General features: G+C 65.7%; 18 protein-coding genes, 7 tRNA genes and 1 pseudogene. 13 read left to right on the forward strand and 13 right to left on the reverse strand.

Features of this window, described 5'->3' with window-relative positions:
• Nucleotides 1-45: 45 nt before the first annotated feature.
• The 4 genes from ACTJJM_RS15675 to ACTJJM_RS15690 all read right to left on the reverse strand — a co-directional run bounded on the left by ACTJJM_RS15675 (nt 46) and on the right by ACTJJM_RS15690 (nt 4,818).
• Nucleotides 46-1,479, reverse strand: a complete 1,434-nt coding sequence (locus tag ACTJJM_RS15675) for a DcaP family trimeric outer membrane transporter (protein ID WP_440865803.1) — start codon at nt 1,477-1,479, stop codon at nt 46-48.
• A 514-nt stretch (nt 1,480-1,993) separates the two neighbouring features.
• A complete protein-coding gene (gene dsbG, locus ACTJJM_RS15680) occupies nt 1,994-2,836 on the reverse strand; it encodes a thiol:disulfide interchange protein DsbG (protein ID WP_010484982.1) in 843 nt (280 codons plus the stop codon).
• Nucleotides 2,837-2,866: 30 nt separating this feature from the next.
• Nucleotides 2,867-3,670: a TlpA disulfide reductase family protein gene (locus ACTJJM_RS15685; RefSeq protein WP_049454653.1), complete on the reverse strand. Its 804-nt coding sequence runs from the start codon at nt 3,668-3,670 to the stop codon at nt 2,867-2,869.
• 80 nt (nt 3,671-3,750) lie between these two features.
• On the reverse strand, nt 3,751-4,818 hold the full coding sequence (locus ACTJJM_RS15690; RefSeq protein WP_049454654.1) for a GlxA family transcriptional regulator: 1,068 nt from the start codon (nt 4,816-4,818) through the stop codon (nt 3,751-3,753).
• A gap of 186 nt (nt 4,819-5,004) precedes the next feature.
• Here ACTJJM_RS15690 and ACTJJM_RS15695 point away from each other — a divergent pair, with 186 nt between their 5' ends.
• The 7 genes from ACTJJM_RS15695 (at nt 5,005) to ACTJJM_RS15725 (ending at nt 6,340) form a co-directional block, all read left to right on the forward strand.
• Nucleotides 5,005-5,418: a MerR family DNA-binding protein gene (locus tag ACTJJM_RS15695; protein ID WP_049454656.1), complete on the forward strand. Its 414-nt coding sequence runs from the start codon at nt 5,005-5,007 to the stop codon at nt 5,416-5,418.
• 89 nt (nt 5,419-5,507) lie between these two features.
• A tRNA-Ala gene (locus ACTJJM_RS15700) sits at nt 5,508-5,583 on the forward strand.
• Between the two features lie 49 nt (nt 5,584-5,632).
• A tRNA-Glu gene (locus ACTJJM_RS15705) sits at nt 5,633-5,708 on the forward strand.
• 184 nt (nt 5,709-5,892) lie between these two features.
• Nucleotides 5,893-5,968, forward strand: a tRNA-Ala gene (locus ACTJJM_RS15710).
• A gap of 49 nt (nt 5,969-6,017) precedes the next feature.
• Nucleotides 6,018-6,093, forward strand: a tRNA-Glu gene (locus tag ACTJJM_RS15715).
• Nucleotides 6,094-6,139: 46 nt separating this feature from the next.
• Nucleotides 6,140-6,215, forward strand: a tRNA-Ala gene (locus ACTJJM_RS15720).
• A gap of 49 nt (nt 6,216-6,264) precedes the next feature.
• Nucleotides 6,265-6,340, forward strand: a tRNA-Glu gene (locus tag ACTJJM_RS15725).
• 96 nt (nt 6,341-6,436) lie between these two features.
• Here ACTJJM_RS15725 and ACTJJM_RS15730 read toward each other — a convergent pair.
• Nucleotides 6,437-6,853 (reverse strand): GNAT family N-acetyltransferase, encoded by a 417-nt coding sequence (locus ACTJJM_RS15730; RefSeq protein ID WP_049453045.1) that lies wholly within the window; start codon nt 6,851-6,853, stop codon nt 6,437-6,439.
• A gap of 77 nt (nt 6,854-6,930) precedes the next feature.
• Here ACTJJM_RS15730 and ACTJJM_RS15735 point away from each other — a divergent pair, with 77 nt between their 5' ends.
• On the forward strand, nt 6,931-7,887 hold the full coding sequence (locus ACTJJM_RS15735) for an SOS response-associated peptidase family protein (protein ID WP_010484958.1): 957 nt from the start codon (nt 6,931-6,933) through the stop codon (nt 7,885-7,887).
• Between the two features lie 45 nt (nt 7,888-7,932).
• Here the strand turns inward: ACTJJM_RS15735 and ACTJJM_RS15740 are convergent, their stop codons facing one another.
• Complete coding sequence (locus ACTJJM_RS15740; protein ID WP_010484956.1) at nt 7,933-8,130, reverse strand: hypothetical protein; 198 nt, start codon at nt 8,128-8,130, stop codon at nt 7,933-7,935.
• A 69-nt stretch (nt 8,131-8,199) separates the two neighbouring features.
• A complete protein-coding gene (locus ACTJJM_RS15745) occupies nt 8,200-8,580 on the reverse strand; it encodes a response regulator (RefSeq protein ID WP_010484954.1) in 381 nt (126 codons plus the stop codon).
• Between the two features lie 132 nt (nt 8,581-8,712).
• Between ACTJJM_RS15745 and ACTJJM_RS15750 the strand changes: the two genes are divergently transcribed.
• The 3 genes and pseudogenes from ACTJJM_RS15750 to ACTJJM_RS15760 form a co-directional block, all read left to right on the forward strand.
• A tRNA-Leu gene (locus tag ACTJJM_RS15750) sits at nt 8,713-8,798 on the forward strand.
• A 498-nt stretch (nt 8,799-9,296) separates the two neighbouring features.
• Nucleotides 9,297-9,755 (forward strand): carboxymuconolactone decarboxylase family protein, encoded by a 459-nt coding sequence (locus ACTJJM_RS15755; protein ID WP_019336516.1) that lies wholly within the window; start codon nt 9,297-9,299, stop codon nt 9,753-9,755.
• A gap of 98 nt (nt 9,756-9,853) precedes the next feature.
• A pseudogene (locus tag ACTJJM_RS15760) lies at nt 9,854-10,375 on the forward strand (GGDEF domain-containing protein); the annotation flags it as partial.
• Here ACTJJM_RS15760 and ACTJJM_RS15765 read toward each other — a convergent pair.
• Together ACTJJM_RS15765 and ACTJJM_RS15770 are read right to left on the reverse strand one after the other, a co-directional pair.
• Nucleotides 10,372-12,198, reverse strand: coding sequence for a methyl-accepting chemotaxis protein (locus ACTJJM_RS15765; protein ID WP_440865804.1), 1,827 nt, complete (start codon nt 12,196-12,198; stop codon nt 10,372-10,374). The pseudogene ACTJJM_RS15760 and the gene ACTJJM_RS15765 sit on opposite strands and share 4 nt — an antisense overlap.
• A 255-nt stretch (nt 12,199-12,453) precedes the next feature.
• Nucleotides 12,454-12,999, reverse strand: a complete 546-nt coding sequence (locus tag ACTJJM_RS15770) for a GNAT family N-acetyltransferase (RefSeq protein ID WP_029550665.1) — start codon at nt 12,997-12,999, stop codon at nt 12,454-12,456.
• A gap of 152 nt (nt 13,000-13,151) precedes the next feature.
• On the opposite strand from ACTJJM_RS15770, the gene ACTJJM_RS15775 reads away from it, so the two are divergent.
• Both ACTJJM_RS15775 and ACTJJM_RS15780 read left to right on the forward strand, forming a co-directional pair.
• Nucleotides 13,152-14,240 carry a DUF5694 domain-containing protein gene (locus ACTJJM_RS15775; protein ID WP_440865805.1) on the forward strand — a complete coding sequence of 363 codons (1,089 nt, stop codon included), beginning with the start codon at nt 13,152-13,154 and terminating at the stop codon, nt 14,238-14,240.
• 64 nt (nt 14,241-14,304) lie between these two features.
• Entirely contained in the window at nt 14,305-15,264 is a 960-nt protein-coding gene (locus ACTJJM_RS15780; RefSeq protein ID WP_160314084.1) for a right-handed parallel beta-helix repeat-containing protein, read from the forward strand.
• Here ACTJJM_RS15780 and ACTJJM_RS15785 read toward each other — a convergent pair.
• From ACTJJM_RS15785 to ACTJJM_RS15800, 4 genes are all read right to left on the reverse strand, one after another.
• Nucleotides 15,238-15,522: a hypothetical protein gene (locus ACTJJM_RS15785; RefSeq protein WP_049453035.1), complete on the reverse strand. Its 285-nt coding sequence runs from the start codon at nt 15,520-15,522 to the stop codon at nt 15,238-15,240. The genes ACTJJM_RS15780 and ACTJJM_RS15785 overlap by 27 nt on opposite strands.
• Nucleotides 15,523-15,584: 62 nt before the next feature.
• A complete protein-coding gene (locus ACTJJM_RS15790) occupies nt 15,585-17,774 on the reverse strand; it encodes a PAS domain S-box protein (protein ID WP_019336521.1) in 2,190 nt (729 codons plus the stop codon).
• Between the two features lie 208 nt (nt 17,775-17,982).
• Nucleotides 17,983-20,364: a Tex-like N-terminal domain-containing protein gene (locus tag ACTJJM_RS15795; RefSeq protein WP_049409087.1), complete on the reverse strand. Its 2,382-nt coding sequence runs from the start codon at nt 20,362-20,364 to the stop codon at nt 17,983-17,985.
• A gap of 207 nt (nt 20,365-20,571) precedes the next feature.
• A complete protein-coding gene (locus ACTJJM_RS15800) occupies nt 20,572-20,787 on the reverse strand; it encodes a hypothetical protein (RefSeq protein WP_005410085.1) in 216 nt (71 codons plus the stop codon).
• Nucleotides 20,788-21,445 lie beyond the last annotated feature (658 nt).

The raw sequence follows: 21,445 nt of genomic DNA on the forward strand, positions 1-21,445 counted from the left end.
CGGCCGGGCGTGGGGACGGTTGCGCTGGCGTAACGCCGCTGGCGCTTACTTGATGAAGTTGTATTGCAGGCTGCCCTGCACCCGGACCGTGTCGCCGCGCGCGCCGCCCTGCTGTTCCAGGCGCCCGTACAGCAGCTCCATGCCCATCGTCCACGACGGTGCCGGGCTCCAGATCAGGTTGAACACGCCGTAGCGACTCTGACGGAATGCGTCGGCCGCCAGTGCAGCATTCCGCTCCAGGGTCAGCTGGCCGACGATCAGGTTCGAACGCCACAGCTCGGACCAGTAATGGGTGTAGCCAACGAAACCACCGTGCAGGTCCAGCGCATCAAGGCGGCCATCGGCACCGACCACCGCGTCCAGCCCGGAGCCGGTCAGGTCAGCGGTGTAACGGCTCAGGCCGCGCCCGCCGAGGGCACCGAACAGCAGCAGGTCGCGCTCGCCCACCGACGCCGATCCGCTCAGCTGCAGGCCACCGGCCATGCGCCGGTCGCGCTCATCGTCACCGTCATACGCCAGGCTGCGTGCCACCGCGCCCAGTTGCAGGTGGCCCCAGTCGCGCTCCATGCGTGCCGTCACCGTCACATCCGGCAGCCGGTTCACCGCCGCGCGCTCATCGCTGGCACCGGCAAGTTCAGTCTTCGGATCTTCGGCGGCAACAGTCAGGGTGTTGCCCTTGCCCATCGCAAAGCTGTGGTGGATGCCGGCCACCAGCAGATAGCCCGCACCACCCGGACCGGCGAAATCCAGCGTGTCAGGCAAGCTGTCCGGATCCATGAAGCTGGAATAGCCGTAGCCCGCGTAGGTATTGCCGAGCTGGCCATAGGCGTGGCGCAGGCGGAATTCATAACCATCACTGCTGCCGAAGAAGTCGTTCTCCAGGTAGAAGCGCAGGTTCCCGTGCGAGGTCGGGCGCCGCGCCTCGAAACTGAAGCGGGTCTGCTTGGCATGGATGTTGAAATTGGACACGTCACGATGACGGCCGCCCACTGGCATCGACGAAGGAATGAACTGATCTTCGTCGCCGGCTGCGCGCGAATCGGCGATGGCATCGAGCTTGGCGTAGCCGCCAATGCGGATCACCGTATCGGTGCCGGGAATGGCGAAGAATCCCTTCAGATCCGGGTCGGTTGGGCCGGCCGCACTGTCCGGTCGCGATGCCGCGGTGGAAGGATCGGCCACCGATTCACGCTGCGGCAGCACCGGTTGTGCCACGCCCGGCACCTGGGTGGGATGCAGCAGATGGGTAGCGCCTGAAGGTGCGGTCGCAGGCGCAGGGATCTGCGCGACGGCAGGCGCAACCGCGCCATTGCGCTGCTCAAGCCGATCCAGCCGCTGCTGCATGCCCTCCAGTACCTGACGCATGGCCGCGATCTCACGGCGCAGCGCCTGCGCGTCCTCCTTGTCATCAGCCTGTGCATATGCCGGCGTGATCGCCAATACGGTCAAGCAGGCCAGACTCAGTACCGCCACGCGCATTGCATCCTCCCTGGACGTCCATGTTCATCTCGCAGGCCGAACGCACGCATGCGCGGCTCCGGCCCCACGTTGCAGTTGCTGGAAATGCGGATACTGCGTCGACGGCGGCGGCCAGCCTGCGCACTGCAGGCAACAGGACGATGACACTGCCCTGCCCGCACCGATGTCGACTCCATCAAGGCCGCGCTGCCAAAGAGGTGGCGACCGCAGCGGTCTGGGTAACAAGCACGGAGTGAGAATGTCGTGAATGGCTGTGCCGGCCGACCCTGATCAGGGTGTGGCGAGCGCGGCATCCGTCGCGCAGTGACGCTGTATTCCATGCGTCACAGGCTAATCCGCCTGTCGTTTTTGGCCTTGATTGGAATCAAGGCGCGATGCTTGATGTCAGTCACGATTCAGACGTGACGATGAACCAACGTTGCGCGGGCCTGCAACCGGAAGGCCGGCCACAGAATGCAACAGGCCCGCATGCTGCCATGCGGGCCTGTGCAATGTTTCATGAAGCTGGCGCCAGTCAGCGCGGGCCGAGCACCGTCTGCAGATCGGCACCCTGCGGCAGGCCCGCACGACGCTGTACCTGGCCCTGTGCGTCCTGGAACAGAATGCCCGGCGTGCCCTGGAAGCCCATTTCGATCATCAGTACCTGATTGGCATCGAGCTTGCCAGCAATTTCTCGGCTGATGTTCGGCAGCGCCTTGATGCCACCGCGATCAAAATCGTGCTCGTTCTGCAGCAGCGCTGCACTCGGGTCACGGGCTGCGAGGATGGCCGCCGCCTTGGCCGGGCTGTCCTCGCGGATGACGCCGACCATGATGTGACGCAGCTGCACCTTGCCCGCATCGACCCACGGCCGTGCCGCTTCCCAGAACTTGTGGCAGTAAGGGCAGTTGGCATCGCTGAAGGTATAGACCACGCGCGGCGCATCGGCCTTGCCGTCACGTACCCAGGCGCTGGATTCCAGTTTGGTCCACATCTTGGCCGACATCGGCGAGGCCACCAGCTTCTCAACGGCCTCAGCGGCTACATCGTTGCCCTCCGCATCGAACAGGCTGCCGACCAGTACATGCTTGCCATCAGCAGTGACATAGGCCGCTGCCGGCTGCTGGCCGCCGACCACGCCGGCGAAACCTCGCAGGCCACCGGGGGCATCGAATTCGGCGACGACCTCGAACCCATGCTTCTCGATGCCCTTCAGCACCGCAGGGCGATCGCCCTTGTTGGCAGCGGCTGTGGCGCTCGCTGCCGGTGCCGCGGCGGTCTTGCCCGGCGGCGTCTGTGCCTGGCTGCAGGCGGCCAATGCCAGCAGGACCGGCAGCAACAGCACCGCCGGGGCGGTGCGCAGGGAAGTCGACAACATGGGAACTCCGTAGTGAGATGCCCGCGCAGGCTACCGCAGCCGGCGCAGTTTGTGTTCAAGACCCGCTGCCGTCAGTTCGCCGAGGTGCAGTTCACGCAGGCGCCCTTCGGCGTCGAAGAACAGGGTCGAGGGATAGGCCTGCACGCCCAGCACCGTGGATGCCGCAGCGTCATCGTCCAGCAATACGTTGCCCAGCAGGAGCCGTTCGCGCGCAACGAAACCCTGGACCTCCTCAAGGGTTTCACCCTGGTTGAGGAACACGAACTGCACGTCCGCATGTGCCTGCTGTGCCGCTGCCAAGACCGGCATCTCGCGCCTGCAGGGACCACACCAGCTGGCCCACAGGTTCAGCACCAGTGGCTTGCCACGAAACTGCTGGAGGTCCACCCTGCCCCCTTGCAGATCAGCAACCTGCAATACCGGCAAGGGCATCCGCCGCTCCTGCCAGGCGGACAACAGCTGACTGCCGCCCGCCCAGAGCAGCACACCTGCCAACGCCGCGCCCAGCACCGGGGCGCGCAACGCCCGCCATGGGCGCAACCGCCACAGTCCCCATGCCAATCCCGCAACCAGGACAACCGCGAGGTGGTAGCCACCATCGGCAATCTGCAGAATGCTCCACGGCGCCTCGCGATACAGCGCGAAGTTCAAGGCCACGAAGCTGATGCGACCACACAGCAGGCCCACCAGCAGCATGTCCAGAACCATGCTGGGTGCGGAAGGCAGCGGCATGCCGTCCTTCCTGCGTGGCCACAGACGCGCCACGGCCATCGCCAGCACTACGCACACGAGAATCAATACCACCGGCATCGGCACCGGCCCAACGCTCGACATCAGACCACCTGTTCAATCGTCCACTGGCTGCATGGTCGAAGTGTCGCGCTCCGGTTGCAAGCCCGACGATGCTGCCCGCATCAGGCCGCGCTGCGGCCCAGTTGCATCACCGACGGCGATTGCAGCCCGCGCAGACTGCCCGCCACCGACGGCATCAAGGGCCGCTCGCGGCGCTTGCTGCTGACGTGACGCCGATAGTTCGCCGGCGTCATGCCAACGATGCGCAGGAACAACCGGCGAAACGCACTCTGATCGGCGTAGCCGACGCCCCAGGCCACCTCATCGATACCCGCTCCCTGCTGCAACAGGGTCTGCGCCTTGGCGATGCGCAGCCGTTGGCAGTACTCGATCGGCCGCAGGCCGGTGGCCTTGAGGAACCGCCGCTGCAGCGTGCGCGGCTCCAATCCGGAGACTTCGCAGATCGCGGCGAGGGTGGCGCCGCGTGCCGCCGTGGTGTGCAACCAGCGCTGTGCCTTCAATACATCACGATCGCCATGTGCGAAGTTGGCGCTGAAGCGTTCCAGATCCTGCTGGATCGTGGCGGGCACGGTGATGCCCAGCTGCTGCGCCACCGCACTGGCCACGCCCTGCCCATGCAGCCGGTACAACAGCCGCAGGCCCAGGAAGCGCCAGGCCTGGCCCCCGCCGACCGTCAGCAGGTCGCCGTCATCCACCAGCGCCCGCTCGCTCGGCACCCAGCTCGCGGCCTGCGCCTGCAGGCCTGGATGGCGCCCGAGATCGGGGCCACTGACCGTACGCCCGGCCAGCAATCCGGCCCGTGCCAGCACGCTGACGCCATCACTGGCGGCGGCCAGCAGGCTGCCACCGTCATAGTGCGCGCGCAGCCAGTCCAGCAGGACCTCATCCGCGCGCAGGCACGCGCCGGCACTGATCTGGCCGGGAACCGCAATCACAGCCGGGATGGCCGCATCGAGCATTTCCGCACCCGCAATACGGTGCACACCAGTCTGGCTGGTCGGCACGATCCAGCGGGTGACCAGCACCCTCTTGAACGGCCGGCGCTGCTGCTGGGCAAGGCGATTGGCAACGTGCGCCATTTCGGCCAGTACGGAGGCGGCAGACGGATCACCTCCCGGGTATTCAACCACCGCGATCTCGACGAATCCTTCGTTCCTGAATCCTTCCACAGACCACCTCCTCGGTTCGTTGCAGGCCATCGAACGGCCGGTTCAGGCGAAGGGTAGGAACTGGCCCATCGGCGGGGCTATGAAGAAAGTTGCAAAGTGCGCTGAATGCGCGCACCCGGGCCAAGCCTTGACTCTCGACCAGACTCCAGGCTTCACAATGGCCGGCAGCATCCGCAGGAATCCGCCATGAACATTGGACAACTGGCCCGCCAGGCGGGCGTGCCGATCGATACGGTGCGCTACTACGAACGACAGCAGCTGCTGCCGACCGCGGCCCGCTCGGCGGGTGGCTACCGCATCTTCGGCGAGCAGGATCTGCGCCGGCTGCGATTCATCCGCCGCGCCAAGGCGCTGGGCTTCAGCCTGGAAGAGATCGGCGAGCTGCTCGTACTGAGCGATCAGCACTCGCAGGACATGGGCAGCGTGCGCGACACCGCGCAGGCCCGCCTGCAGGACATCGCGCAACGGTTGGCCGAGCTGCAGCGCATGCACACCGCACTTTCGCAGCTGGTCGACGCCTGCCCCGGTCACGGCACGCTGGACCAGTGCCCGATCCTGGCGGCACTGACCGACAACGTTGCACAGGCGAAAGGCGACTGACATCGGCTTCGCAACGCACGTGAAGAAAAGTGCAACAAATGCTTGCCAACCCCCTGGGGCAAGGCTATTATTTCGCTCCTCAGCGACGTGGGGCCATAGCTCAGCTGGGAGAGCGCCTGCATGGCATGCAGGAGGTCAGCGGTTCGATCCCGCTTGGCTCCACCACTTTCGACATTAGGCCGTCGAAGGTTCTACAACTTGAAGTTTTTCGTGCGTCCCCATCGTCTAGAGGCCTAGGACATCACCCTTTCACGGTGGCGACCGGGGTTCGAATCCCCGTGGGGACGCCACTCATCACGAACAACGAGGACCCGGCCGATAACCGGGTCTTTTTTGTTCACCGCCTACCAGCAGTCAGGTAGTGGCGTTGCGGTTCCCCTGCCCTCGTGGCCGCGGTTGAACCGGAACGAAAAAAGCTCAAAAAAAGCTTCCACAAACGTGAACACGCAGGTATGATAGGCGGCTCGGTAACACGGGGCCATAGCTCAGCTGGGAGAGCGCCTGCATGGCATGCAGGAGGTCAGCGGTTCGATCCCGCTTGGCTCCACCACTTTCGACATTAGGCCGTCGAAGGTTCTACAACTTGAAGTTTTTCGTGCGTCCCCATCGTCTAGAGGCCTAGGACATCACCCTTTCACGGTGGCGACCGGGGTTCGAATCCCCGTGGGGACGCCAGTTTCAAAACGGACTCTGCTCCCGGCAGATCATCCGGAGTTTCATTGGGGCCATAGCTCAGCTGGGAGAGCGCCTGCATGGCATGCAGGAGGTCAGCGGTTCGATCCCGCTTGGCTCCACCACTTTCGACATTAGGCCGTCGAAGGTTCTACAACTTGAAGTTTTTCGTGCGTCCCCATCGTCTAGAGGCCTAGGACATCACCCTTTCACGGTGGCGACCGGGGTTCGAATCCCCGTGGGGACGCCAATTCTTTAAAACCCCGGCTTCGGCCGGGGTTTTTCTTTGCCTGTGATTCCTGGGAAGGCCCGAGCCGCGCATGGCTGGCCTCAGCCTGGACACACCTCAGAACCGGCGATACATCCCGATCGATGCAGGTGCGGTAGGTGCGAAACCAAACTGCGCGTACAGCCGGTGCGCTTCACCATCTGCCAGAAGGCTGACGTATGCCGACGGCGGCAGGTTTGCCTGCATCCAGCCATCCAGGCGACGCATCACTTCCTTGCCCAGGCCCTGCCCCTGCAGGCGCGGCAACACGGCGATATCGCAGACCTGCAGGTGGCAGCCCCCATCGCCGACGATGCGCCCCATCGCCACCAGCTCGTTGCCCTGGTAGGCGCACACGCCATACAGGGTCTTGGGCAGCGCGCGTGCCGCCGCCTCCTGGCTCTTGGCACTGAGGCCCGCCAGCACACGCAGCTGGCAATAGTCTTCGACCGTGGGCACGGCGTCGCGGAACTGGCAGGCGACGGAATCATTCATGCGCTTTCTCCCTGTAGGTCGGGCTATCCTGCCTCATCCATGTCGCAACTGCTGCGACCCGCGCCTGCAGAGTTCCCATGTGCTATTCCGCCCTGATCCGCGCCGACTACGCCAAGCTGGTGCGCGAGTTTGGCGCCATCCTGTCGCTGGAAGAATTCGCGGAGCTGTACGCGCACGATCCCGGCAAGAAGCGCCCCAGAACTCCCAAGGCCATGGATGACGGCTTCGCCGGTGCGCGCACCGAGCAGGGCCGCGACATCGTCGCGAAAATCCAGCAATGGCATGCGCAGGAGCGCCAGGATCTGGAAGCGGAGCTGGCCCGCCAGCGCGAGCGACGCGATATCGCCAACGCCACGCTGGCGACCCGCCCCACCCAGAAGGCACGCAACGACCTGCGCGTAGCCGGCAACCGCATCGATCGTGCGCAGGCCCGGCTGGAAGACCTGCACCGGGTGCAGCTGCTGCCGCGCGACAACCGCATTTTCCCTGGCACCTACGCACCGGTCATGGTCAGCGAGGGCGGCAAACGCGTGATCAAGCCGATGCGCTACCAGTGCCGGCTGCCGGACAAGCCGGTGCGCAACGACATCCTCTATCCCGGCACCTACAACGCGAGGCGCGACAGCCTGGAAGGCTATTGGCGCGGTGCGTTCGGCCTGCGCCACGGCGTGGTGGTGGTGCAGGCGTTCTATGAGCACGTACCGCGTCACGCCATCGCCGGCCGCACGCTGGGTGCCGATGAGAAGGAGCAGGACGTGGTGCTGGAGTTCCGGCCTGATCCCCCGCGCGATCTGCTGCTGGCCTGCCTGTGGGCGGAATGGGAAGGACCGGAAGGTCGCCTGCTGTCATTTGCCACCATCACCGACACGCCTCCGCACGACGTCGCCGCTGCGGGCCACGACCGCGGCGTCGTTCCCATCCGCAGGGAACACCTCGATGCCTGGCTCAATCCCGATCCGGATGATCTGGCGCGGCAGTACCGCATCCTCGACGACCGCGAAGAGATCCGCTACGTGTACGAAGAAGCCGGCTGAATACCGCGCACAGATGAAAAACCCCGCCTGGGCGGGGTTCATGGATCAGGGATTGCCGCCGCACATCGCCTCTTCGCAGAAGGCCTGTTCCTGCAGGCATTGTTCGACCTCACCACCCCGCGCGATGCAGCTCTTGTAGAGCTGGAAACAGGGCTGGCCGCACCACGCGGCAGAGGCCGTACCACCGAAGACCGCCATCGAAAGGACACCCGCAGCAACCATGCGCTTGATCCACTTCTTCATGCCACTCTCCTTGTAGGCCTGAGCATTCAGGCCCGGGCAGGATACGCCCACCGCTTCAGCATGCGCCAATCAGGCCCTGGCGCTGGCGCGGCCCACTGCGCGTACCAGTGCCTGGCTCAGGTCTGCCGAGAGATACGGCTTGACCAGCAGCACGCCGGCCAGCATCGGCTCGGGCAGCTGCTCGGCCAGCATGCCTGTGGCCAGCACGAACGGCACGCCACGCGCCGACAGCGCCGCGGCCACCGGCTCGCTGGTTTCATTGCGGGCCAGGCGGTAATCAAGCAGGGCAACGTCCGGGGTCGACGCCTCCAGCAGGCGCAGTGCCTCAGCGACGCTCGCGGCCAGACCCACCACCGTCGCACCGGCGTGCACCAGCTGCATCTGCAGCAGTGCGGCACTCATCTCGTCGTTCTCGACCACCAGCACCCTCAGGTCCTGCAACACTGTCATCGGCTACCACTCCTGGAGGCATTCAAGCCGCCGCAGTATAGCCACCACTGGGCCGAAGCCGACAGGACGCGCCCTGATCGGCCTCCCCACTATGAAAGCCGTGCCGACCTCGTTTACAATCGTACGCTGCCTGCCGGTGTGGCGGAATGGTATACGCAGCTGACTCAAAATCAGCCGGGGGTGACCCCATGAAGGTTCGAGTCCTTTCACCGGCACCAAAGACCCTTGCGGCATAAGGGTTTAAAAGAAAATGGCGTAATGGAGTCGTGAATCTTCCGGCTCCGCCTTTTTTCTTCATTCTCTCTCGCTACACACCGCCGCGCATCTGCTGCAGCCCCGCCCTCAACCGCGCCTTGCTGCGGATGTCCCTCGCTCGGGGTTTCGTCTCCGCCGGCGGCTTGCGCGGCTCCAGCGCTGCCTTGATCCGCTCGATCTCCTTCGCCCCAGCCTCAGCCAGGCGCCGGGCCTGTTGCTGCTGCTCGCGGGTCGGGGGTAGGCCCGGCAGAGGCGTGGCCGGCGCGATGAGCGTGCTGTCGGTCAGGGGGTCCACGGCCTCGCGCGGCGGCAGGCCCGGGTAGAGCCCCACCGCACACCAGTGCTAAGCCAAGCGCCTATTCTGGCGCACGCTATCAGCTGTCACGAACCGTCCCTGCTCGGCGTCCCTACCTTTGAGTGGACCGACTCCGGCCCACACTTAGAGGAAAAGGACGTTAGAAATGAACCGAGCGAACTGGTTTGTGGTCTCTCCCGAGGGTGCCAAAGCGGTTGGACAGCTCCATCACTTTGTGACCACCGGCACATCGTTGCCCTCAAAATTGATCCACCTGGTGTTCTTGCGCGTTTCTCAACTGAATGGATGCGCGCACTGCATAGACATCCACACACGCGATCTACTCAAGGAAGGCATGCCCTTCGACACAATCACCCTTCTGCCTGTTTGGCACGAAGCCTCGTACCTGTTCTCGGAGCAAGAGCGCGCCGCGTTGGCATGGTCTGAGGAAGTGACGCTTGTCAGCGAGACCCACGCATCTGACGAGGCGTATCAGGCCGTGGCCGCAGCCTTCAGCGAGAAGGACCTTGTCGATCTTACGCTCACCATCGCGGCAATGAACGCGATCAATCGGCTAGGCGTGAGCTTTAGGCTCAAGCCCCGTGCCAAGCCCGCTACCGAGTAACGACACCGGCGAGCGCTGGGCATTGGCCCAGCGCCGCGTCAGCGCCGCTTTGATCCGACTTTTGCCTCCCTCAACCGAGCCTTAGCGGGATCCGTCAGTCTGGGCTTGGTCTCCGCCGGCCGCCGGATCGGCTCCAGTGCCGCCATCACCCGGGCGAACGCGGCAGCAGCCGCCTCGTCCAGGGACTCGGGCTGGCGGTACTGATGATCGACATCGACCACTTCAAACGGCTCAATGACACCTACGGCCACCCGGAAGGCGATCGTCGCCTGCAGTCGGTGGCCGCCATTCTTGATGGCTGCCTGCAACGGGGTGACGATCTGCTGGCCCGCTATGGCGGCGAAGAGTTCATCGCCGCCCTGCCCTCGCCCGATGCCGCCCACGCCCTGGGCCTGGGCGAACGGCTGCGCGCTTCGGTCGAAGCCGCAGCCCTGCCCGCCCCTGAAGCCACCGTCACCATCAGCATCGGCGTGGCCTGGCAGGCACCGGGCGAAGACCGCGATCCGCGCGACCTGGTCGAACGCGCCGACCAGGCCCTGTATCGCGCCAAGCATGCCGGCCGCAACTGCGTACGCGGCGACACCGGCACCACGGAAGACTGGTCCAGGCGCCGCGTCTAGACCGCGTGCAGCGCCGCCGCTCCATGCCGATGCCCGGCCCCGCCCTGCACGCGGAAGCTGGCCACGGTCTGCAGCAGCTGCGCCGACTGTTCTTCCATGCTGCGCGCCGCCGCCGACGCCTCCTCGACCAGGGCCGCGTTCTGCTGGGTGCCCTGATCGATCAGGTCAACCGCATGATTCATCTGCTGGATGTCGTCGCTCTGCTGCTGCGAGGCAGTGCTGATTTCGGTCATCAGGTCACTGACCCGGCGCACGTTGATCACGATTTCATCCATGGTGCGGCCCGCGCTCTCAACCTGCGCCGTGCCGGCGCCCACATTGGCAACCGACTCATCGATCAGGTGCTTGATCTCCTTGGCTGCGCTGGCCGAACGCTGCGACAGCTCGCGGATCTCGGTTGCAACCACGGCGAAGCCACGGCCATGTTCACCGGCACGCGCAGCCTCCACCGCTGCGTTCAGCGCGAGAATGTTGGTCTGGAAGGCGATGCCGTCGATCACCCCGATGATGTCGACGATGCGCCGCGACGAGGCGTTGATCACCGCCATCGTCTCGACCACCTCATGCACCACATTGCCGCCTCGCGCGGCGACGTCGGCCGCTCCACCGGCCAGCTGGCTGGCCTGGCGCGCGTTGGTGGCCGTGCGCTGCACGGTCTCGGCCAGTCCCTTCATCGACACGGCGGTTTCCTCCAGCGAGGCCGCCTGCTGCTCGGTGCGCTGCGAGAGGTCGCTGTTGCCCTGTGCGATTTCAGTCGCGCCGACTGCGATGGTGTCCGCAGCGAACTTGATCTGGCCGATGATGGCCGCCATCGCCTCGACCAGCGAATTCACGCCTTCGCACAGTTCGGCGATCGACCCGTTCTTGTCGGCGGTGGCCACGCGCTGGGTCAGGTCGCCCTGCTTGGCGGCAGCCACCACCTCGCGGGTCTGCGCCACGGCGCGCTGCATGGCCTGGTTCTCATGCACCTGCGCGGTGATGTCGGTGGCGTACTTGACGACCTTGAACGGCTTGCCGTTGAGGTCCAGGATCGGGTTGTAGGATGCCTGGATCCAGACCTCGCGCCCGCCCTTGCCCAGGCGCCGATACTGCCCGGCGTCATACTCGCCACGCCCCAGTTTCTCCCAGAACTGGCGATATTCGACGCTGCTGCGATGCTCGGGCTCGACAAACAACGAATGGTGCTGCCCGCGCACCTCGTCCAGGCTGTAGCCGGTGGCGGCCAGGAAATTGTCATTGGCCGACAGGATGCGGCCATCCATGCTGAACTCGATCACCGCCTGCGACTTGGCGATCGCGGCCAGTTGCCCCGCCGAGTCGGCCGCCTGCAGCTTCTGCGCGGTGATGTCGGTCGCGAACTTGACCACCTTGTACGGCCGCCCCTGGCGGTCCAGCACCGGGTTGTACGAGGCCTGGATCCAGATCTCGCGCTGGCCCTTGCCGAAGCGGCGGTACTGTCCGGCGTCATATTCGCCGCGCCCCAAGCGCGCCCAGAGGTCGCGGTATTCAGCGCTGCGCGCCTGCTCGGGGTCGACGAACAGGGAATGATGCCCGCCCTGGATCTCCTCCAGCCGGTAGCCCATCGCCTGCAGGAAATTGTCATTGGCCTGCAGGATGGTGCCGTCGAGCGCGAACTCGATGACGGCCTGCACGCGATGCAGCGCGGCCACCTGCGCCTCCAGCTCGGTGCGGTCGGTCACCGCCTTCTCTGTGCGGGTGCGTTGCTGCGGCGCCAGTGCGCCAAGCAGCGCACGCCACGGCGACCAACGGGTATGCAGCTCGGCCGGCGCCTGCGCGCCCGCCGTGAAGCCTGGAATGAGCATTGTCTGATCCTCGGTGTCCGGTAAGCGGTTGTGACCCGACGGGCGGGACGCCCGGCGGCAACATCAGTTGCCAGGGACTACAGGTGCCAACCGGCACCTCTCGAGCGACTGCCAAGAACGTCTGCTGCGGCTGCGATCGGCATCTAGGAGCGGCGGAACACACTGCGCGGACCGCCCATCGGGGGCAGTCTGGGGTCCTGCGGCGGGTGACTGGAGCGGGATCCAGAGGGAGTATCGGCGATGCCGTCGGCCGCTTTAGCGGGATTCCGCGACGTCCGTCGCAACTCCGTGCATTGCAGCCGGAATGCGGTAGACGATTGCTGTGTACTTCACGCCCTGCTCACGTGCCACCGCCTGCCCACCGAGGGACTCAGCCAGTGAACGGCTGGACCGGTTCCGTTCCGCCACCGGGTAGCGGAACGCCGCACAGCGCAGGCGCTCGGAGGCCGCCGACCACACCGCCGCCACGGCTTCGCGGCCATAGCCGTGCCCATGCATCACTTCTGCGATCCAGATGCCCAGCTCGGGTTCTGCTTCCCCGGCTCGATGCAGGCCTGCCAGGCCAAGGAATACATCATCCTCGCGCCTGCGGATCACGAACGTGATGTCGGTCCCGTCGGCAATGGTGGGCAGCCACGTCTGCCAGACCGCAGCAAACGCCGCCTCCGACGGAGGCGGCTCGAAGGCCATGTAGCGGGTCAGCCCGGGCGTGATTCCCGCAAATGCCTCGTCGGCGTCACCGGGCGTGAATGGCCGGAGGTGCAGCCGCGGACTGTCGATGGTCCAGTCGTCGGATGTCATGTTCTGCATTGCCTGAGCGCTGAGTACAGCATCGCTCAGCAGAAGGATGCAGCTCAAGGCAGAAAGGTTTACATGACCAATGCGGGATTCCCCAGCCGGAGAAAATGACCAGCATGAAGGTCCCGCAGGACGCTTATCGACATGGAGATCGCATGTTCCCTCGCTTTGCCAGCCTTCTCTTCCTGGCCGTGTGCAGCAGCAGCGCGCTGGCCAACGACACCGCCTATCGACCGGCGTTCCACCCGGACCAGCTGAAGGGACCGCCCGCAGGACGCCCGAACGAAGTACTGGTACTGGGCAGCCCGCACCTGTCCAGCCTGCCGGAGACCTTCACGCCGGCGATGCTGGAACCTCTGCTGCAGCGCCTGAAAGCCTGGCGGCCCACCGCGATCGCAGTGGAGAACCTGTCCGGCCTGCAGTGTGACTTCATGCGCCGCAATCCAGCCCGATACGCGGAGAGCGTAGCGGACTACTGCGTCGATCCGGCCCCGGCGCAGGCCGCCACCGGCCTGGACGTGCCCAGCGCGAACGTGGAGATGGAACGCCTGCTTGCGGAATGGCCGAAGGCGCCAACCGCTGCCCAGCGACGCCGATTGGCCGCAGTCTTCCTGGCCGCGGGCGAAAGCAGCTCGGCAGTCGTCCAATGGCTGCGGCTGCCCAGGGAAGAGCGACGTGCTTCGGACAGCCTGACGCCGGAGCTGGTGCGGTTCCTCGACACGCGCATGACCCGCCGCAACGAGGCCGGCCTGGTGGCCGGCGTCCTTGCCGCACGCCTGGGACTGGAGCGCCTGTGGTCGGTCGACGACCACACTGCGGATTCGCCAACACCGGAATCGCAGCAGAAGGCCTACGCTGCCGCCATACGCGGTGCCTGGGACAATTCCTTCGTCAAAGCGCGCAGGGCGGCCGATGAACGGCTCGAAGCCAATCTTGACCAAGCGGATGGGTTGCTCGCGATGTATCGCGCCTACAACGCACCCGAGGCCGTGATGGCGGCCTTCAACAGCGATTTCGGCGCGACGCTCGTCGAACCCTCGCCGGAAGGCTTCGGCCGCAACTACGTGGGCTACTGGGAAACCCGCAACCTGCGCATGGTCGCCAACATGCGCGACATACTGGGCCAGCATCCAGGCAGCCGCATGCTGACCATCGTCGGTGCCTCGCACAAGGGCTACTACGAGGCTTACCTCAACCTGATGCACGACGTGCAGCTGGTCAGTTCGGATGAAGTTCTGCATTGACGTCAAGCCCGTCGGCTGCGGTATCTTGGATGCAACTTCAACCACTCCACGGAAGGAACCCATAATGAAACAACGCATTTCCGCCGTACTCTTTGCCATAGGCCTGGCCGGTGCTGCGCAGGCCTCGGCATGCGATCTCACTCTCGACAGTGGTGGTGACCTTGCTGCCGCAGTGACCGCCGCACCTGGCAAGAAAATCTGTCTGCGGCCTGGCGCCTACGTCACTGGGCCTGCACCACTGGAAGTTCCCTCCGGCACGACCATCGAGGGATTGGGTGCGAGCATGGCCGACGTCGTGATCTCCGCCCATGGCTCCCCACAGAAGGCAATCGGGCTCGGCAGCGGCACCATGCTGCACAACTTCACATTGTCCACCGGTGCAGGCGGGAACTTCGGTGTACTGGCCTATCATCAGGACCGCATCATCATCTGGAGCCTCGATATCGTCGGCTTCCAGATCAGCACTGGTGTCGTGGGCGGGAAAGGTGTGGATATATGGGACACCTTCATGCGTGCCAACGGCATAGCGGGCAACAATGTGGCGGAACCGAATCTGTGGATCACCGATTCCCGCGACGTCACCATCCTCTATGGGCAGCTGACCGGCCGCAAGGATGGCCCGGGGGGCGATGGCGAGATGGCCATCTACAACTCGAGCAACGTCATGATTGATGGCGCCCGCGTCATCGACTCCGGCGCCAGCGCCATCTATCTGGTGAACTGCGTCGACTGCACCATCAAGAACTCGGTGATTGAACGCCCTGGCGAATGGGGTATCGACGTCGTACAGGGTTCACAGCGCTTTCTTGCAGAAAACAATGCTGTAAGCGGTGCGAACTATGGTGGGGCGGTGTTTGAGACATCGGGCGGTACCACGGCAACATTCCGCTCCAACCGGTTCATTCAGAATCGTCGCTTGGGTGTTGGAAACTGCAACGGCATCAATGCAAAGGGTGGTGTTGCAGGCGTTCTATCGACAGGTAACATCTCTTTCCCTTCAGGTGATCTCTGCGCCTTCCCGTGAAGCATGGGCCTGAGCATCAAAAGCATGAGGCGGTGCTTCCTTCCTGTCCGCCCGCCAGAGCACGATGCAGGCGGCACCGATGCAGGACAGCGTGAATACCAGCAGGGCGACCGCGCCGCCCTGCAGCACCGGCAGCAGGGCCTGCGCGTGCAGGTCGCCGCGCAGCTGTTCCGCACGCAGGCAGGCGGCCAGGGCCAGGCACCAACCGACCAGGGCCGGGGCGAAGGCACGCACCGTCACCGGGTTGCAGACATTCATGGGATCACCTGTACGAGGGGAAGTGCACGGAGTATTCGCGCACGCCCTCTCACAGGCTGAGATCAGCCCTCGATCGGGTCGATGTCGTCGCTCGGCAGCTCACTGGCCTCGCCCTGCACCTGTACGTTGTTGCGACCCATTGCCTTGGCCCGGTAGCACTGGGCATCAGCCGCCGCTACAGCCTGGTCCACGCTCATCCCGCCCGCCAATGGCGCGATACCGATGCTGGCGCCCACATGCAGGCGATCCCGGTCCCACGGAATCGACAGCGATGCCAGGGTGTGCAGCAGTTCACCGCCAATGCGTGCTGCACGACGCGGCGTGCAGCCGGACAGGATCACCGCGAATTCGTCGCCGCCCAGCCGCGCCACCACGTCCGAATCGCGCACGCCGTGGCGCAGCACGCTGGCCACCGCCCACAGCACGGCATCGCCGGCCAGATGGCCCCAGGTATCGTTGACCGGCTTGAAGCGGTCCAGGTCGATGTACATCAACGAGGCGGCCTGGCCGGTACGCTCGACGCGGGTGATCGCCTGCTGCAGATGCACCTCGAAGCCGCGGCGGTTGCTCAGCTCGGTCAGCGGATCGATCTCGGCCAGATGGCGCGCCTCGCGCTGGCGCGCGCGCTGCTGGGTGTCATCGCGCAGCACCCACACTGCGCCCCGTACATGACCTTCATCATCACGCAGCCAGGCACGGGTCAGGTCAACCGGAATCGTGGCTGTGCCCAGGCGCAGCAACAGGTCGGCGTGCAGGTCCACTGCGTTGCTTTCCGGGTCCAGCAGCACGGAGACATCCAGCACTGAACCGGGTGCGTACTCGGTGGTCAGTGCCAGCACATCCTGCACCTTGTGTCCGGCCAGCGACAGCGCGCCATCACCGGCCAGGGTGCGCACCGCGGCCGCATTGGCGTAGTCGATGCGACCATCCAGGCTGACACTGAGCACCAGGTCGGCCACCGCATCAAGCGTGATACGGCTGCGCTGCTCGCTCTCGAACAGGCGCTGCTCGCTGCTGCGCTGGGCGCTGATGTCCTGGATCTGCGACACGAAATGCAGCGGCTCGCCGTGCTCGGTGCGCACCAGCGACACCGACAGCCGTGCCCAGATCACCTTGCCGTCGCGATCGAGATAACGTTTTTCCAGGTGGTAGTGGCTTCGCCGCCCGGCCAGCAGGTCCTGCACCAGGGCCAGGTCGGTCTGCAGGTCGTCGGGATGGGTCAGGCGCTGGAAATCAACCTGCAGCAGTTCTTCGCGGGGGTAGCCCAGGATCCGGCAAAGTGCGTCATTGACGTCCAGCCAGCGCCCTTCCAGCGACACCAGCGCCATGCCCAGCGCCGCCGACGTGAACGCACCGGCGAATTTCTCTGCCGACAGGCGTGCTTCGGCACGCGCCTGCAGGATCTCGGTAATGTCGATGGACATGCCGACATAACCGATCCGCGCGCCGCCGGCACCATCCATGCGGCTGATCGACAGGCGCACCTGGCGTGGCTGGCCATCCTTGCGCCGCAGTGTCCACTGCCGTGAATAGGTCTGCTCATCGGCGCGAGCGCTGAGTGCTTCAAACGCGCCCGGCAGGCTTCCGTCCGCAGCCGCCAGCGGACGCAGCCAGGCCGCCAGCTCGTCCGGATCGTGGAAATCACCCAGTCGCCGCTGGCCGACCACTTCTTCGGCGCTGTATCCCAGCAGGCGTTCCGCGCCGGTATTGAACAAGGTGATGGTGCCTTCGGTATCGGTCGCGATCACCGCCACCTCGTCGGATGCGTCGACCACGGCCTGCAATCGCTGCCGGCTCTCGGCCGCATCCTGTCGCGCCTGCTGCAGCTCGGTCACGTCGGCGTGTGCACCGGCCATCCACAGCGGTCGTCCCTGCCCGTCCCATTCGAACACGCGGCCACGGTCGTGGATCCATATCCACTGGCCATTCTTGTGCCGCATGCGCAGCAGGCAGACATAGTTGTCGCTGCGGCCTTCGAAATGGTCCTCCAGTGCCGCATCGGACAGGACGATGTCGTCGGGGTGGACCAGCTTCAGGAACGTCTTCTGGCACACCGGCTCCAGCTCTTCCAGGCGATAGCCGACGATCTCCGCCCAGCGCGCATTGACCCGCATTTCGCCGGTCTGCACGTTCCATTCCCAGGTGCCGGCTGCGGTGCCGTCGATGATCATCGCCAGGCGACGGCGCTCCTCGGCCAGCTCCTGCAGGCGCCGTTCGAGCAGCCCGTTGCCGTTGCTTCCCTGGCCCGCCATCAACCCGCCCCGCGGCCCGCACAGGCGGGCAGTGGCCGCAGCACAACGCTGCAGCCCTCGACGAAGACAACGGGTCCTGCTGGCGTCATGGCCCTCCCCAGCGACAGCGGGGTGGCCGAACGCCTCCCCTCAAGCGCAAGTGTGCGCAATCACGGGGAAAACCGACAAGTCCCTCACCACGAATCAAGCGTGACGGGGGACACGGTCCTCAACTGCGCTTGGCGCGGGCGAAGGCCTCGGCCAGGGCATTGTTGGCCGGGGGCGCGGACACGGCGGGACGGCCACCATTGCCCTGGCCCCGGTTCGGCCCGCGGTTCGGGCCGCCTGCGTCGCGGCGCGGCCCCTGCCCGCGCTCATCGCGCTGACCCGAGCGGCTGGTGGCCTGCCCGGGGGTGTCGTCCAAGCGCCGGGTCAGGGCGATGCGCTTGCGCGCCACGTCCACCTCCAGCACCTTCACCTTGACGATATCGCCGGCCTTGACCACGTCGCGCGGATCCTTCACGAACGTATCGGAGAGCGCCGAAATGTGGATCAGGCCGTCCTGGTGCACGCCGATATCGACGAAGGCACCAAAGGCCGCCACGTTGCTCACCACGCCTTCCAGCACCATGCCCTCGCGCAGGTCCTTGATGTCCTCGACACCCTCGGCGAAGCGCGCCGCCTTGAACTCCGGACGCGGATCGCGGCCCGGCTTTTCCAGTTCCTTCAGGATGTCGCGCACGGTCGGCACGCCGAAGGTGTCGTCGGTGAACTGTTCTGCTTTCAGGCCACGCAGGAAGCTGCCATCACCGATCAGCGCCTTGATCGGGCGTGCGGTGCTGGCAACGATGCGCTCGACCACCGGATAGGCCTCCGGGTGCACCGCCGAGGCGTCCAACGGCTGATCACCGTCGGCGATGCGCAGGAAGCCGGCGCACTGCTCGAAGGTCTTCTCGCCCAAGCGCGCAACCTTCAGCAGGTCTTTGCGACGCTTGAACGGGCCGTTGTCGTCACGATGGCGCACGATGTTCTCGGCCACCGTGGCCGACAGGCCGGACACCCGCGACAGCAGCGCGGCCGACGCGGTGTTCACGTACACGCCGACCGCGTTCACGCAGTCCTCCACGCGCGCGTCCAACGCCCGGGCCAGACGGTACTGATCCACGTCGTGCTGGTACTGGCCGACACCGATCGCCTTGGGTTCGATCTTGACCAGTTCGGCCAGCGGGTCCTGCAGGCGGCGGGCGATCGATACCGCGCCACGCAGCGCCACATCCAGGCCCGGAAACTCCTTGGCCGCGAACTCGGAGGCCGAGTACACCGAGGCACCGGCCTCGCTCACCACCACCTTCTGCAGCTTCGGGTTGCCAGCGGCCTTGATCGCTTCACCGGCCAGCTTGTCGGTTTCGCGGCTGGCGGTGCCGTTGCCGATCGCGATCAGCTCCACGTTGTGCTTGGCGCACAGCTGCTTGATGGTCTGCAGCGACTGGTCCCACTGGCGGCGCGGCTCATGTGGGTAGATGGTATCGGTGGCGACCAGCTTGCCGGTGGCATCGACCACGGCAATCTTGCAGCCGGTCCGGATGCCCGGGTCCAGGCCGAGCACGGTCTTCGGGCCGGCCGGTGCCGCCAGCAGCAGGTCCTTCAGGTTGTCGCCGAACACCGCGATGGCTTCGGCCTCGGCCTTTTCGCGGGCCTGGTTGAACAGGTCCAGCAGCAGATGGGTATGCAGCTTGGCGCGCCAGGTCAGGCGGCAGGCGTCCAGCAGCCAGCGGTCGGCGGCACGGCCCTGGTCGGCAATGCCGGCCTTGCGCGCCACGCGCCCTTCGGCGTACTGGTGGCCAGCCTCGGCATCACTGCCCGGGTCCAGCTCCAGGAACAGGATCTCCTCGCGGCGCGCGCGGAACAGCGCCAGCAAGCGGTGCGAGGGAATCTTCGCCAGCGACTCGGCGTGTTCAAAATAATCGCGGTACTTGGCACCTTCGGTTTCCTTGCCCTCGGCCACGCGGGCACGGATCACGCCGGATTCGCCGAGCCAGGTACGCAGTTCGCCGACCAGCGCAGCGTCTTCGCCCCAGCGCTCCATCAGGATCGCACGCGCGCCTTCCAGCGCAGCCTTGGTGTCGGCAACGCCCTTGTCGGTGTCGACGAAGGTGGCCGCGAACGTCTGCGGGTCCTGCGTCGGGTCGGCCAGCAGGCCATCGGCCAGCGGCTCCAGACCGGCCTCGCGGGCGATCTGGGCGCGGGTGCGGCGCTTGGGCTTGTACGGCAGGTACAGGTCTTCCAGGCGGCTCTTGGTGTCGGCGGCGAGGATGTCGTTGCGCAGTTCGTCGCTGAGCTTGCCCTGCTCGCCGATGCTGGCCAGCACCGCCGCGCGGCGGTCCTCCAGCTCGCGCAGGTAGGTCAGGCGCACTTCCAGGTTGCGCAGCTGGGTGTCGTCCAGGCCCCCGGTCACTTCCTTGCGGTAGCGCGCGATGAACGGAACGCTGGCGCCCTCGTCGAGCAGGCCGACTGCGGCGCGTACCTGGGCGGACTGGGCACCGATCTCATCGGCGATGGTCTGGGCGATCTGCTGGGCGAGCGCGCTCTGTGCGTTCTTGGCGTCGTGCATTGCTTCAGGTCTGTGCCGCGGTACGGGAAGACCCCATTCTGGCAACCCACGACGGAGCCGGACAAGGCATTGACAGGGGCCGAGGTTCAGCGGCGGGGCCGGATTGGACGCCGGCATCCTGGCAAGGAGAGGGCTCGGACTGGCCCTGGGCTGGGATGCCGGCGCGGGCGCGCGATGGTGGGCGCGCCCTGCCGCGTGTTGCGGAGGTCAGCGGTAGTGGCGGGCGGCGCGCTGCATGACGATCTCGTCACGCATGCCTTCCAGGGCCATCAGGCGGACCTTGCCGACACCCTGCAGTTCCATGAACCGCTCCGTGTAGAACTCCGGCCCCAGCGCGGTGTCGGCGCGGGATTTGCTGAAGCCGTAGGGCACCACGCCCTTCTCGCCATCCTTGCTACCACCGACATAAAGAACGATTGCCATGTGATGTATTCCTCCAAATTGCTACTGCGTACTGCACTCGATGAGCGATGCTGCGAGCTCATCGAGGGAGAGCTTACCGCGTCGAACCTGACTGGAACGTCACGAAGGCTAATGACGATCGGTTGCATGCAGATGACGGCGGGATCGCAGCAGAATGCTTACGGATCTTTAACTTCCGGCTAACGAATCGATGGGGGATTCCTGCCAACGGCGCAGCCCCTCGTGGGTGGTTTGGTTGGTCGCGGAAAGCCGGTTTCCTGCGGGCTGGCCGGGAGGGTGGGTAGGCCGGGGACGCCGTGAACCCATCCATGGGGCTTGGCCGCGGCATCCATGCCGCGGACACCCCGCCCTACCCACCCTCCCGGCCGCTGACAGATTCCTGGTGCCTGCCGCCACCCACGGAGAAGAAAAAAGAAGATCAAAAGCAAAGGCAGCCTGGCTGGCCGCTTTTTTGTTGTAGAGCCGAGCCTGCGCTCGGCTTCGCGGGCTGGCCTGAAAGCAGCCGAGCGTGGGCTCGGCTCTACACGAGCAAGCGCAGCGCGCGACCCGCTTTTGCCGTTCTTATTCTTCTCCGTGGCTGGACGCGCACGGAAACTGTCAGAGGTCGGGGGGGGGGGGGGGGGGGGGGGGGGGGGGGGGGGGGGGGGGGGGGGGGGGG

This window comes from Stenotrophomonas sp. 22692 (assembly GCF_052045015.1).
Lineage (GTDB): Bacteria > Pseudomonadota > Gammaproteobacteria > Xanthomonadales > Xanthomonadaceae > Stenotrophomonas > Stenotrophomonas geniculata.

Bases quoted from the DNA above. Each gene is read 5' to 3' on its own strand.
- ACTJJM_RS15675 (WP_440865803.1), bottom strand. From the start codon at position 1,479: ATGCGCGTGGCGGTACTGAGTCTGGCCTGCTTGACCGTATTGGCGATC.
- dsbG (WP_010484982.1), bottom strand. From the start codon at position 2,836: ATGTTGTCGACTTCCCTGCGCACCGCCCCGGCGGTGCTGTTGCTGCCG.
- ACTJJM_RS15685 (WP_049454653.1), bottom strand. From the start codon at position 3,670: ATGTCGAGCGTTGGGCCGGTGCCGATGCCGGTGGTATTGATTCTCGTG.
- ACTJJM_RS15695 (WP_049454656.1), top strand. From the start codon at position 5,005: ATGAACATTGGACAACTGGCCCGCCAGGCGGGCGTGCCGATCGATACG.
- ACTJJM_RS15730 (WP_049453045.1), bottom strand. From the start codon at position 6,853: ATGAATGATTCCGTCGCCTGCCAGTTCCGCGACGCCGTGCCCACGGTC.
- ACTJJM_RS15735 (WP_010484958.1), top strand. From the start codon at position 6,931: ATGTGCTATTCCGCCCTGATCCGCGCCGACTACGCCAAGCTGGTGCGC.
- ACTJJM_RS15740 (WP_010484956.1), bottom strand. From the start codon at position 8,130: ATGAAGAAGTGGATCAAGCGCATGGTTGCTGCGGGTGTCCTTTCGATG.
- ACTJJM_RS15745 (WP_010484954.1), bottom strand. From the start codon at position 8,580: ATGACAGTGTTGCAGGACCTGAGGGTGCTGGTGGTCGAGAACGACGAG.
- ACTJJM_RS15755 (WP_019336516.1), top strand. From the start codon at position 9,297: ATGAACCGAGCGAACTGGTTTGTGGTCTCTCCCGAGGGTGCCAAAGCG.
- ACTJJM_RS15765 (WP_440865804.1), bottom strand. From the start codon at position 12,198: ATGCTCATTCCAGGCTTCACGGCGGGCGCGCAGGCGCCGGCCGAGCTG.
- ACTJJM_RS15770 (WP_029550665.1), bottom strand. From the start codon at position 12,999: ATGACATCCGACGACTGGACCATCGACAGTCCGCGGCTGCACCTCCGG.
- ACTJJM_RS15775 (WP_440865805.1), top strand. From the start codon at position 13,152: ATGTTCCCTCGCTTTGCCAGCCTTCTCTTCCTGGCCGTGTGCAGCAGC.
- ACTJJM_RS15780 (WP_160314084.1), top strand. From the start codon at position 14,305: ATGAAACAACGCATTTCCGCCGTACTCTTTGCCATAGGCCTGGCCGGT.
- ACTJJM_RS15785 (WP_049453035.1), bottom strand. From the start codon at position 15,522: ATGAATGTCTGCAACCCGGTGACGGTGCGTGCCTTCGCCCCGGCCCTG.
- ACTJJM_RS15790 (WP_019336521.1), bottom strand. From the start codon at position 17,774: ATGGCGGGCCAGGGAAGCAACGGCAACGGGCTGCTCGAACGGCGCCTG.
- ACTJJM_RS15795 (WP_049409087.1), bottom strand. From the start codon at position 20,364: ATGCACGACGCCAAGAACGCACAGAGCGCGCTCGCCCAGCAGATCGCC.
- ACTJJM_RS15800 (WP_005410085.1), bottom strand. From the start codon at position 20,787: ATGGCAATCGTTCTTTATGTCGGTGGTAGCAAGGATGGCGAGAAGGGC.